Below are 14,383 nucleotides of genomic sequence, written 5' to 3'. Positions count from 1 at the left end.
CGAGAGTACCGGAGCCATAGGCAATCGCCTGCGGGGTAGAGGAGCCAAGGAACTCGATAGACTTGACGGTAAAGTCGCTGTTATCTGAGGTATTGGTGTTGCCGTTGTTGGTGGCCTTGATCACCATGGTGTCAAAACCGCCCTGCTGCACCTGGAAGTTCTGGTTGTACTCTCCCCCAGCAGCATCCGATCTGAACGGTAGTGTGGAGACTAATACCTTGTCGCGGTAAAACTCTACCACTCCACTTTCCAACTCTTTGCCAAACATCTGGCTGAACTTGATATTGGCGCCATAGGCCACGGTCCCCGGATCGAGCTTGACGATCAGCTCCTCGGATGCAGACTTTCCATTCCCCAAAGAGACGGAAATCCACTTCATTGGCGAGGTTGTGATAAGGACTATTGCTACTTGCAACACCAAGCCCAGCCGTTGAAGCATTGACATCTGCAGCAATAAGAGTTGAATCGGTCGCCGACTTGAACCCTTTGGCGGTGATCTTGAACCCGTCCAGATCAAGCTCTCTCTGATTTGCCGTTGCCGAGTGTTGGGTCAGGTCAAATAGGCCAGTCAACACCTTGGGAATATCTGTTTTGGCAACGGAGACCACATCAGCATTCCCTGCAATCGGAGCGTCATCTTCGACAGTGACGCCCAGCTTACCAGTCGTGGTCGCAATGCCGTCAGAAACCTTGACCTCCAGATCGAACGAGAGGGAATCCTCCTGATCCTTGAGCGGATGGTCAAGTGGCCCCTTGAGGGTCAAGTCATAATGCCAATCCCCCTTGCCGCTCGCATCCGGTGCAGTAAGCTTGACCTCGACTACTGCCTTGTAACCATCACTGCCTGGGGTCCCGGTATAACCAACCAGCGTCTTGCTGTCCACATCCCAGATCCACTCGACCTTAACACCACCAGAATAAACTGGTTGAGCACCATCATCGGTTGGCCATCCCAGTGAAACTGTCAAGTTGTTGCTGTCAACATCACCGACAGTAATCACTCCCTTGGCAACGATCTCATCAGTAGCATCTTTCTGGCCATCTTCACCCAATTCATCTTTCAGCCCACCAAGGAGACCTTCTTCGGAGACGACTGCATCCTTGGATATGGTCAACGTCGGCAGATCGTTGACCGCATCCACCTTGATGGTCACGGTGGCGGGGCTCGCATCTACGGCGCCGTCGTTGTCCACCGACACATAGGTGAAGCCGGTATCACCGTTCCAGTTGGCATCCGGTTTAAACGTTAGCTTGCCCGCATCCGCAACAGCTATGGTCTGATTAGCTGTCACCACCACGTCACCCAGATACAGGGTGCCGTGGGCTGGCAGACTCTTGATGGTGAAGCTCACCACCGTACCGTCAATGTCGCTGCCGCTGAGGGTCGGGATGGCGATGCTAGCTGCATCTTCCCGACCGTTTGCCTGCTTGTTCGCCGTCTCCGGCGCTTCATTCAGGATCTGCGCGTTGTCGCTGTCCGGCAGGGAGACGTTGCCCGCCTTGTCGGTCTGGGTCGCCATCACCGTCAACGACTTGCCGTTGGCCGGGGCAGTCTCGGTCCAGCTGATGATGCCGTTGCTGTAGCCGTACTGCTTGCCGCTCCCGTCGACCAGCTTGCCATCGACCAGCGTCAGTTCGATATCGCTGGTCGTGCTGCCGTTGGTGATGGTCAGGTTCACCTTGCCGCCATCCGCCAGATCGGCGGCATTGACCTGCACGGTCACCTGGATGTTGTCGTTGCCAATCTCATCCTTGGTCAGCACACCATCATCCGGATTGCGGTCATCCACAATGGTCACCACCGGTGCACCGGCCGCCGTGGTGTCACCCACAGTCGCCTGGTCGCTGCCCTTGTCCGAAGTGTTGTTGGCCTTGTCGGTCTGGGTCGCGTCTACCTTCAACTGGGCACCGTCCGCCGGACGGGTTTCGGTCCAGCTGATGATGCCGTTGCTGTAGCCGTACTGCTTGCCGCTTCCGTCGACCAGCTTGCCATCGACCAGCGTCAGTTCGATATCGCTGGTCGTGCTGCCGTTGGTGATGGTCAGGTTCACCTTGCCGCCATCCGCCAGATCGGCGGCGTTGACCTGCACGGTCACCTGGATGTTGTCGTTGCCAATCTCATCTTTGGTCAGCACACCATCATCCGGATTGCGGTCATCCACAATGGTCACCACCGGTGCACCGGCCGCCGTGGTGTCACCCACAGTCGCCTGGTCGCTGCCCTTGTCCGAAGTGTTGTTGGCCTTGTCGGTCTGGGTCGCGTCTACCTTCAACTGGGCACCGTCCGCCGGACGGGTTTCGGTCCAGCTGATGATGCCGTTGCTGTAGCCGTACTGCTTGCCGCTCCCGTCGACCAGCTTGCCATCGACCAGCGTCAGTTCGATATCGCTGGTCGTGCTGCCGTTGGTGATGGTCAGGTTCACCTTGCCGCCATCCGCCAGATCGGCGGCATTGACCTGCACGATCACCTGGATGTTGTCGTTGCCAATCTCATCCTTGGTCAGCACACCATCATCCGGATTGCGGTCATCCACAATGGTCACCACCGGTGCACCGGCCGCCGTGGTGTCACCCACAGTCGCCTGGTCGCTGCCCTTGTCCGAAGTGTTGTTGGCCTTGTCGGTCTGGGTCGCGTCTACCTTCAACTGGGCACCGTCCGCCGGACGGGTTTCGGTCCAGCTGATGATGCCGTTGCTGTAGCCGTACTGCTTGCCGCTCCCGTCGACCAGCTTGCCATCGACCAGCGTCAGTTCGATATCGCTGGTCGTGCTGCCGTTGGTGATGGTCAGGTTCACCTTGCCGCCATCCGCCAGATCGGCGGCATTGACCTGCACGGTCACCTGGATGTTGTCGTTGCCAATCTCATCTTTGGTCAGCACACCATCATCCGGATTGCGGTCATCCACAATGGTCACCACCGGTGCACCGGCCGCCGTGGTGTCACCCACAGTCGCCTGGTCGCTGCCCTTGTCCGAAGTGTTGTTGGCCTTGTCGGTCTGGGTCGCGTCTACCTTCAACTGGGCACCGTCCGCCGGACGGGTTTCGGTCCAGCTGATGATGCCGTTGCTGTAGCCGTACTGCTTGCCGCTCCCGTCGACCAGCTTGCCATCGACCAGCGTCAGTTCGATATCGCTGGTCGTGCTGCCGTTGGTGATGGTCAGGTTCACCTTGCCGCCATCCGCCAGATCGGCGGCATTGACCTGCACGGTCACCTGGATGTTGTCGTTGCCAATCTCATCCTTGGTCAGCACACCATCATCCGGATTGCGGTCATCCACAATGGTCACCACCGGTGCACCGGCCGCCGTGGTGTCACCCACAGTCGCCTGGTCGCTGCCCTTGTCCGAAGTGTTGTTGGCCTTGTCGGTCTGGGTCGCGTCTACCTTCAACTGGGCACCGTCCGCCGGACGGGTTTCGGTCCAGCTGATGATGCCGTTGCTGTAGCCGTACTGCTTGCCGCTCCCGTCGACCAGCTTGCCATCGACCAGCGTCAGTTCGATATCGCTGGTCGTGCTGCCGTTGGTGATGGTCAGGTTCACCTTGCCGCCATCCGCCAGATCGGCGGCATTGACCTGCACGGTCACCTGGATGTTGTCGTTGCCAATCTCATCTTTGGTCAGCACACCATCATCCGGATTGCGGTCATCCACAATGGTCACCACCGGTGCACCGGCCGCCGTGGTGTCACCCACAGTCGCCTGGTCGCTGCCCTTGTCCGAAGTGTTGTTGGCCTTGTCGGTCTGGGTCGCGTCTACCTTCAACTGGGCACCGTCCGCCGGACGGGTTTCGGTCCAGCTGATGATGCCGTTGCTGTAGCCGTACTGCTTGCCGCTCCCGTCGACCAGCTTGCCATCGACCAGCGTCAGTTCGATATCGCTGGTCGTGCTGCCGTTGGTGATGGTCAGGTTCACCTTGCCGCCATCCGCCAGATCGGCGGCATTGACCTGCACGGTCACCTGGATGTTGTCGTTGCCAATCTCATCCTTGGTCAGCACACCATCATCCGGATTGCGGTCATCCACAATGGTCACCACCGGTGCACCGGCCGCCGTGGTGTCACCCACAGTCGCCTGGTCGCTGCCCTTGTCCGAAGTGTTGTTGGCCTTGTCGGTCTGGGTCGCGTCTACCTTCAACTGGGCACCGTCCGCCGGACGGGTTTCGGTCCAGCTGATGATGCCGTTGCTGTAGCCGTACTGCTTGCCGCTCCCGTCGACCAGCTTGCCATCGACCAGCGTCAGTTCGATATCGCTGGTCGTGCTGCCGTTGGTGATGGTCAGGTTCACCTTGCCGCCATCCGCCAGATCGGCGGCATTGACCTGCACGGTCACCTGGATGTTGTCGTTGCCAATCTCATCCTTGGTCAGCACACCATCATCCGGATTGCGGTCATCCACAATGGTCACCACCGGTGCACCGGCCGCCGTGGTGTCACCCACAGTCGCCTGGTCGCTGCCCTTGTCCGAAGTGTTGTTGGCCTTGTCGGTCTGGGTCGCGTCTACCTTCAACTGGGCACCGTCCGCCGGACGGGTTTCGGTCCAGCTGATGATGCCGTTGCTGTAGCCGTACTGCTTGCCGCTCCCGTCGACCAGCTTGCCATCGACCAGCGTCAGTTCGATATCGCTGGTCGTGCTGCCGTTGGTGATGGTCAGGTTCACCTTGCCGCCATCCGCCAGATCGGCGGCATTGACCTGCACGGTCACCTGGATGTTGTCGTTGCCAATCTCATCCTTGGTCAACACACCATCATCCGGATTGCGGTCATCCACAATGGTCACCACCGGTGCACCGGCCGCCGTGGTGTCACCCACAGTCGCCTGGTCGCTGCCCTTGTCCGAAGTGTTGTTGGCCTTGTCGGTCTGGGTCGCGTCTACCTTCAACTGGGCACCGTCCGCCGGACGGGTTTCGGTCCAGCTGATGATGCCGTTGCTGTAGCCGTACTGCTTGCCGCTTCCGTCGACCAGCTTGCCATCGACCAGCGTCAGTTCGATATCGCTGGTCGTGCTGCCGTTGGTGATGGTCAGGTTCACCTTGCCGCCATCCGCCAGATCGGCGGCATTGACCTGCACGGTCACCTGGATGTTGTCGTTGCCAATCTCATCCTTGGTCAGCACACCATCATCCGGATTGCGGTCATCCACAATGGTCACCACCGGTGCACCGGCCGCCGTGGTGTCACCCACAGTCGCCTGGTCGCTGCCCTTGTCCGAAGTGTTGTTGGCCTTGTCGGTCTGGGTCGCGTCTACCTTCAACTGGGCACCGTCCGCCGGACGGGTTTCGGTCCAGCTGATGATGCCGTTGCTGTAGCCGTACTGCTTGCCGCTCCCGTCGACCAGCTTGCCATCGACCAGCGTCAGTTCGATATCGCTGGTCGTGCTGCCGTTGGTGATGGTCAGGTTCACCTTGCCGCCATCCGCCAGATCGGCGGCATTGACCTGCACGGTCACCTGGATGTTGTCGTTGCCAATCTCATCTTTGGTCAGCACACCATCATCCGGATTGCGGTCATCCACAATGGTCACCACCGGTGCACCGGCCGCCGTGGTGTCACCCACAGTCGCCTGGTCGCTGCCCTTGTCCGAAGTGTTGTTGGCCTTGTCGGTCTGGGTCGCGTCTACCTTCAACTGGGCACCGTCCGCCGGACGGGTTTCGGTCCAGCTGATGATGCCGTTGCTGTAGCCGTACTGCTTGCCGCTCCCGTCGACCAGCTTGCCATCGACCAGCGTCAGTTCGATATCGCTGGTCGTGCTGCCGTTGGTGATGGTCAGGTTCACCTTGCCGCCATCCGCCAGATCGGCGGCGTTGACCTGCACGGTCACCTGGATGTTGTCGTTGCCAATCTCATCCTTGGTCAGCACACCATCATCCGGATTGCGGTCATCCACAATGGTCACCACCGGTGCACCGGCCGCCGTGGTGTCACCCACAGTCGCCTGGTCGCTGCCCTTGTCCGAAGTGTTGTTGGCCTTGTCGGTCTGGGTCGCGTCTACCTTCAACTGGGCACCGTCCGCCGGACGGGTTTCGGTCCAGCTGATGATGCCGTTGCTGTAGCCGTACTGCTTGCCGCTCCCGTCGACCAGCTTGCCATCGACCAGCGTCAGTTCGATATCGCTGGTCGTGCTGCCGTTGGTGATGGTCAGGTTCACCTTGCCGCCATCCGCCAGATCGGCGGCGTTGACCTGCACGGTCACCTGGATGTTGTCGTTGCCAATCTCATCTTTGGTCAGCACACCATCATCCGGATTGCGGTCATCCACAATGGTCACCACCGGTGCACCGGCCGCCGTGGTGTCACCCACAGTCGCCTGGTCGCTGCCCTTGTCCGAAGTGTTGTTGGCCTTGTCGGTCTGGGTCGCGTCTACCTTCAACTGGGCACCGTCCGCCGGACGGGTTTCGGTCCAGCTGATGATGCCGTTGCTGTAGCCGTACTGCTTGCCGCTCCCGTCGACCAGCTTGCCATCGACCAGCGTCAGTTCGATATCGCTGGTCGTGCTGCCGTTGGTGATGGTCAGGTTCACCTTGCCGCCATCCGCCAGATCGGCGGCATTGACCTGCACGATCACCTGGATGTTGTCGTTGCCAATCTCATCCTTGGTCAGCACACCATCATCCGGATTGCGGTCATCCACAATGGTCACCACCGGTGCACCGGCCGCCGTGGTGTCACCCACAGTCGCCTGGTCGCTGCCCTTGTCCGAAGTGTTGTTGGCCTTGTCGGTCTGGGTCGCGTCTACCTTCAACTGGGCACCGTCCGCCGGACGGGTTTCGGTCCAGCTGATGATGCCGTTGCTGTAGCCGTACTGCTTGCCGCTCCCGTCGACCAGCTTGCCATCGACCAGCGTCAGTTCGATATCGCTGGTCGTGCTGCCGTTGGTGATGGTCAGGTTCACCTTGCCGCCATCCGCCAGATCGGCGGCATTGACCTGCACGGTCACCTGGATGTTGTCGTTGCCAATCTCATCTTTGGTCAGCACACCATCATCCGGATTGCGGTCATCCACAATGGTCACCACCGGTGCACCGGCCGCCGTGGTGTCACCCACAGTCGCCTGGTCGCTGCCCTTGTCCGAAGTGTTGTTGGCCTTGTCGGTCTGGGTCGCGTCTACCTTCAACTGGGCACCGTCCGCCGGACGGGTTTCGGTCCAGCTGATGATGCCGTTGCTGTAGCCGTACTGCTTGCCGCTCCCGTCGACCAGCTTGCCATCGACCAGCGTCAGTTCGATATCGCTGGTCGTGCTGCCGTTGGTGATGGTCAGGTTCACCTTGCCGCCATCCGCCAGATCGGCGGCATTGACCTGCACGGTCACCTGGATGTTGTCGTTGCCAATCTCATCCTTGGTCAGCACACCATCATCCGGATTGCGGTCATCCACAATGGTCACCACCGGTGCACCGGCCGCCGTGGTGTCACCCACAGTCGCCTGGTCGCTGCCCTTGTCCGAAGTGTTGTTGGCCTTGTCGGTCTGGGTCGCGTCTACCTTCAACTGGGCACCGTCCGCCGGACGGGTTTCGGTCCAGCTGATGATGCCGTTGCTGTAGCCGTACTGCTTGCCGCTCCCGTCGACCAGCTTGCCATCGACCAGCGTCAGTTCGATATCGCTGGTCGTGCTGCCGTTGGTGATGGTCAGGTTCACCTTGCCGCCATCCGCCAGATCGGCGGCATTGACCTGCACGGTCACCTGGATGTTGTCGTTGCCAATCTCATCTTTGGTCAGCACACCATCATCCGGATTGCGGTCATCCACAATGGTCACCACCGGTGCACCGGCCGCCGTGGTGTCACCCACAGTCGCCTGGTCGCTGCCCTTGTCCGAAGTGTTGTTGGCCTTGTCGGTCTGGGTCGCGTCTACCTTCAACTGGGCACCGTCCGCCGGACGGGTTTCGGTCCAGCTGATGATGCCGTTGCTGTAGCCGTACTGCTTGCCGCTCCCGTCGACCAGCTTGCCATCGACCAGCGTCAGTTCGATATCGCTGGTCGTGCTGCCGTTGGTGATGGTCAGGTTCACCTTGCCGCCATCCGCCAGATCGGCGGCATTGACCTGCACGGTCACCTGGATGTTGTCGTTGCCAATCTCATCCTTGGTCAGCACACCATCATCCGGATTGCGGTCATCCACAATGGTCACCACCGGTGCACCGGCCGCCGTGGTGTCACCCACAGTCGCCTGGTCGCTGCCCTTGTCCGAAGTGTTGTTGGCCTTGTCGGTCTGGGTCGCGTCTACCTTCAACTGGGCACCGTCCGCCGGACGGGTTTCGGTCCAGCTGATGATGCCGTTGCTGTAGCCGTACTGCTTGCCGCTCCCGTCGACCAGCTTGCCATCGACCAGCGTCAGTTCGATATCGCTGGTCGTGCTGCCGTTGGTGATGGTCAGGTTCACCTTGCCGCCATCCGCCAGATCGGCGGCATTGACCTGCACGGTCACCTGGATGTTGTCGTTGCCAATCTCATCCTTGGTCAGCACACCATCATCCGGATTGCGGTCATCCACAATGGTCACCACCGGTGCACCGGCCGCCGTGGTGTCACCCACAGTCGCCTGGTCGCTGCCCTTGTCCGAAGTGTTGTTGGCCTTGTCGGTCTGGGTCGCGTCTACCTTCAACTGGGCACCGTCCGCCGGACGGGTTTCGGTCCAGCTGATGATGCCGTTGCTGTAGCCGTACTGCTTGCCGCTCCCGTCGACCAGCTTGCCATCGACCAGCGTCAGTTCGATATCGCTGGTCGTGCTGCCGTTGGTGATGGTCAGGTTCACCTTGCCGCCATCCGCCAGATCGGCGGCATTGACCTGCACGGTCACCTGGATGTTGTCGTTGCCAATCTCATCCTTGGTCAACACACCATCATCCGGATTGCGGTCATCCACAATGGTCACCACCGGTGCACCGGCCGCCGTGGTGTCACCCACAGTCGCCTGGTCGCTGCCCTTGTCCGAAGTGTTGTTGGCCTTGTCGGTCTGGGTCGCGTCTACCTTCAACTGGGCACCGTCCGCCGGACGGGTTTCGGTCCAGCTGATGATGCCGTTGCTGTAGCCGTACTGCTTGCCGCTTCCGTCGACCAGCTTGCCATCGACCAGCGTCAGTTCGATATCGCTGGTCGTGCTGCCGTTGGTGATGGTCAGGTTCACCTTGCCGCCATCCGCCAGATCGGCGGCATTGACCTGCACGGTCACCTGGATGTTGTCGTTGCCAATCTCATCCTTGGTCAGCACACCATCATCCGGATTGCGGTCATCCACAATGGTCACCACCGGTGCACCGGCCGCCGTGGTGTCACCCACAGTCGCCTGGTCGCTGCCCTTGTCCGAAGTGTTGTTGGCCTTGTCGGTCTGGGTCGCGTCTACCTTCAACTGGGCACCGTCCGCCGGACGGGTTTCGGTCCAGCTGATGATGCCGTTGCTGTAGCCGTACTGCTTGCCGCTCCCGTCGACCAGCTTGCCATCGACCAGCGTCAGTTCGATATCGCTGGTCGTGCTGCCGTTGGTGATGGTCAGGTTCACCTTGCCGCCATCCGCCAGATCGGCGGCATTGACCTGCACGGTCACCTGGATGTTGTCGTTGCCAATCTCATCTTTGGTCAGCACACCATCATCCGGATTGCGGTCATCCACAATGGTCACCACCGGTGCACCGGCCGCCGTGGTGTCACCCACAGTCGCCTGGTCGCTGCCCTTGTCCGAAGTGTTGTTGGCCTTGTCGGTCTGGGTCGCGTCTACCTTCAACTGGGCACCGTCCGCCGGACGGGTTTCGGTCCAGCTGATGATGCCGTTGCTGTAGCCGTACTGCTTGCCGCTCCCGTCGACCAGCTTGCCATCGACCAGCGTCAGTTCGATATCGCTGGTCGTGCTGCCGTTGGTGATGGTCAGGTTCACCTTGCCGCCATCCGCCAGATCGGCGGCGTTGACCTGCACGGTCACCTGGATGTTGTCGTTGCCAATCTCATCCTTGGTCAGCACACCATCATCCGGATTGCGGTCATCCACAATGGTCACCACCGGTGCACCGGCCGCCGTGGTGTCACCCACAGTCGCCTGGTCGCTGCCCTTGTCCGAAGTGTTGTTGGCCTTGTCGGTCTGGGTCGCGTCTACCTTCAACTGGGCACCGTCCGCCGGACGGGTTTCGGTCCAGCTGATGATGCCGTTGCTGTAGCCGTACTGCTTGCCGCTCCCGTCGACCAGCTTGCCATCGACCAGCGTCAGTTCGATATCGCTGGTCGTGCTGCCGTTGGTGATGGTCAGGTTCACCTTGCCGCCATCCGCCAGATCGGCGGCATTGACCTGCACGGTCACCTGGATGTTGTCGTTGCCAATCTCATCTTTGGTCAGCACACCATCATCCGGATTGCGGTCATCCACAATGGTCACCACCGGTGCACCGGCCGCCGTGGTGTCACCCACAGTCGCCTGGTCGCTGCCCTTGTCCGAAGTGTTGTTGGCCTTGTCGGTCTGGGTCGCGTCTACCTTCAACTGGGCACCGTCCGCCGGACGGGTTTCGGTCCAGCTGATGATGCCGTTGCTGTAGCCGTACTGCTTGCCGCTCCCGTCGACCAGCTTGCCATCGACCAGCGTCAGTTCGATATCGCTGGTCGTGCTGCCGTTGGTGATGGTCAGGTTCACCTTGCCGCCATCCGCCAGATCGGCGGCATTGACCTGCACGGTCACCTGGATGTTGTCGTTGCCAATCTCATCTTTGGTCAGCACACCATCATCCGGATTGCGGTCATCCACAATGGTCACCACCGGTGCACCGGCCGCCGTGGTGTCACCCACAGTCGCCTGGTCGCTGCCCTTGTCCGAAGTGTTGTTGGCCTTGTCGGTCTGGGTCGCGTCTACCTTCAACTGGGCACCGTCCGCCGGACGGGTTTCGGTCCAGCTGATGATGCCGTTGCTGTAGCCGTACTGCTTGCCGCTTCCGTCGACCAGCTTGCCATCGACCAGCGTCAGTTCGATATCGCTGGTCGTGCTGCCGTTGGTGATGGTCAGGTTCACCTTGCCGCCATCCGCCAGATCGGCGGCATTGACCTGCACGGTCACCTGGATGTTGTCGTTGCCAATCTCATCCTTGGTCAGCACACCATCATCCGGATTGCGGTCATCCACAATGGTCACCACCGGTGCACCGGCCGCCGTGGTGTCACCCACAGTCGCCTGGTCGCTGCCCTTGTCCGAAGTGTTGTTGGCCTTGTCGGTCTGGGTCGCGTCTACCTTCAACTGGGCACCGTCCGCCGGACGGGTTTCGGTCCAGCTGATGATGCCGTTGCTGTAGCCGTACTGCTTGCCGCTCCCGTCGACCAGCTTGCCATCGACCAGCGTCAGTTCGATATCGCTGGTCGTGCTGCCGTTGGTGATGGTCAGGTTCACCTTGCCGCCATCCGCCAGATCGGCGGCGTTGACCTGCACGGTCACCTGGATGTTGTCGTTGCCAATCTCATCCTTGGTCAGCACACCATCATCCGGATTGCGGTCATCCACAATGGTCACCACCGGTGCACCGGCCGCCGTGGTGTCACCCACAGTCGCCTGGTCGCTGCCCTTGTCCGAAGTGTTGTTGGCCTTGTCGGTCTGGGTCGCGTCTACCTTCAACTGGGCACCGTCCGCCGGACGGGTTTCGGTCCAGCTGATGATGCCGTTGCTGTAGCCGTACTGCTTGCCGCTCCCGTCGACCAGCTTGCCATCGACCAGCGTCAGTTCGATATCGCTGGTCGTGCTGCCGTTGGTGATGGTCAGGTTCACCTTGCCGCCATCCGCCAGATCGGCGGCGTTGACCTGCACGGTCACCTGGATGTTGTCGTTGCCAATCTCATCTTTGGTCAGCACACCATCATCCGGATTGCGGTCATCCACAATGGTCACCACCGGTGCACCGGCCGCCGTGGTGTCACCCACAGTCGCCTGGTCGCTGCCCTTGTCCGAAGTGTTGTTGGCCTTGTCGGTCTGGGCCGCGTCTACCTTCAACTGGGCACCGTCCGCCGGACGGGTTTCGGTCCAGCTGATGATGCCGTTGCTGTAGCCGTACTGCTTGCCGCTCCCGTCGACCAGCTTGCCATCGACCAGCGTCAGTTCGATATCGCTGGTCGTGCTGCCGTTGGTGATGGTCAGGTTCACCTTGCCGCCATCCGCCAGATCGGCGGCATTGACCTGCACGGTCACCTGGATGTTGTCGTTGCCAATCTCATCTTTGGTCAGCACACCATCATCCGGATTGCGGTCATCCACAATGGTCACCACCGGTGCACCGGCCGCCGTGGTGTCACCCACAGTCGCCTGGTCGCTGCCCTTGTCCGAAGTGTTGTTGGCCTTGTCGGTCTGGGTCGCGTCTACCTTCAACTGGGCACCGTCCGCCGGACGGGTTTCGGTCCAGCTGATGATGCCGTTGCTGTAGCCGTACTGCTTGCCGCTTCCGTCGACCAGCTTGCCATCGACCAGCGTCAGTTCGATATCGCTGGTCGTGCTGCCGTTGGTGATGGTCAGGTTCACCTTGCCGCCATCCGCCAGATCGGCGGCATTGACCTGCACGGTCACCTGGATGTTGTCGTTGCCAATCTCATCCTTGGTCAGCACACCATCATCCGGATTGCGGTCATCCACAATGGTCACCACCGGTGCACCGGCCGCCGTGGTGTCACCCACAGTCGCCTGGTCGCTGCCCTTGTCCGAAGTGTTGTTGGCCTTGTCGGTCTGGGTCGCGCCTACCTTCAACTGGGCACCGTCCGCCGGACGGGTTTCGGTCCAGCTGATGATGCCGTTGCTGTAGCCGTACTGCTTGCCGCTCCCGTCGACCAGCTTGCCATCGACCAGCGTCAGTTCGATATCGCTGGTCGTGCTGCCGTTGGTGATGGTCAGGTTCACCTTGCCGCCATCCGCCAGATCGGCGGCGTTGACCTGCACGGTCACCTGGATGTTGTCGTTGCCAATCTCATCCTTGGTCAGCACACCATCATCCGGATTGCGGTCATCCACAATGGTCACCACCGGCGCGCCAGTCGCAGTCACATCAACGCTGCCGTCGTCCGTCGCCTTGCCGGTGTTGCCCGCCTTGTCAGTCACGCTGGCATCCGCTTTATAGCCACCTTCCGCCAGCGGGGTAGTGACATCTACGCGATAGTTGCCATCCTTGTCGACGGTCGTCGTCAGCGTCTGTTCGCCCCCCTTGGCATCGGTCACCAAGATGGTGACGGTGCTGCCTTCTGCCGCATCCGTCTTGCCGCTGATGGTCGGGGTAGTGTCATTGGTATTGTCCGGTGCATCCACCGTGATCTCCGGCGCCATGGTGTCAACGCTGCCGTCATCGGTCGCAGAGCCTGTATTGCCAGCCGGATCGGTGACTCTGGCCGTCACCTGATAGCTGCCTTCCGCCAGCGGGGTTGTGACATCCACGCTGTAGTTACCACCCGGTTGCACCGTGGCGGTCAAGGTTTGCTGGTTGCCATTGGCATCGGTCACCACCAGAGTGACCGTGCTGCCTGGAACCGCATTGGTAGTACCAGTGATTGTCGGGGTCGTGTCTCGGGTGTTATCAGGCGCATCGACGGTGATCACTGGAGCGGTTACATCCACACTCCCTGAATCAGTCGCACTGCCGGTATTACCCGCAGGATCGGTCACTGTGGCTGTAACGGTATAAGAGCCTTCGGCCAAGGGGGTAACCACATCCACGGTGAAGGTGCCAGCGGGTGTGACGATAGCAGTCAGGGTTTGTTGATTACCGTTTGCATCGGTGACCAGCAGGGTCACGGTGCTGCCAACGGGAGCATCTGTGGTTCCGGTCAGGGTTGGGGTGCTGTCTTTTGTGTTATCTGGCGCAACCACGGAAATGGTGGGCGGAGTCAGGTCGAATACTTCATCTTCGCCAGCAACACCCAGCGGTGGCTCGCCATTGGCGTTGTAGGTGGTATCGAAAGTGGCTTCGGCAATGGTTGCATCACCGGTACGATCGATGGTGACAAAACCGCCGTTACCACTGGAACCGGCGACACCACCGATACCGCCACCACCGGCGGCAGGCGCGCCGCCTGCTGCTGAGGCTTCAAAGGCCTGGGTCGGGTCAGCTCCACCCAAGATCGCCTGTTGCAAGGCATTGATATCATCAGGAGTACCTGCAGCGCCGTTTTGCGCCAGCTGGGGAGCATCCCCCTCTTCAGCGGGCTCACTCTGCTCGCTGGCTGGTTGCACATTGAACGACTGTCCGCCGCCCATGAAACTGGCGCCATCCGGCGACATGATCACCGCCCCTTTCGGCAGTACATCCCCTTCAGCCAACAGCTTCCGGCTGCCATCAGCGGCAACCAGATAAATTTGTCCTTTGAGTTGGGTTACGGTTACGCCCTGTTCCAAGGTAACGGCATTGGTAATCATGTTCTCTCCTGAATCCTGATTTGAATGCAATAAGCCAC

Annotated in this window: 1 protein-coding gene; it reads right to left on the bottom strand. The window is 60.5% G+C overall.

Features of this window, described 5'->3' with window-relative positions; genetic code table 11:
• Positions 1-131: 131 nt before the first annotated feature.
• Positions 132-14,345 carry an Ig-like domain-containing protein gene (locus ACTG2W_RS17585; protein WP_440016438.1) on the bottom strand — a complete coding sequence of 4,738 codons (14,214 nt, stop codon included), beginning with the start codon at positions 14,343-14,345 and terminating at the stop codon, positions 132-134.
• Positions 14,346-14,383 lie beyond the last annotated feature (38 nt).

Source organism: Aeromonas sp. 96A (genome assembly GCF_051919165.1).
In the GTDB taxonomy this organism is placed as follows: Bacteria; Pseudomonadota; Gammaproteobacteria; order Enterobacterales; family Aeromonadaceae; genus Aeromonas; species Aeromonas veronii.
The sequence above is the reverse complement of the archived record's forward strand: the minus strand, read 5'-3'. Positions and strand labels throughout refer to the sequence as shown.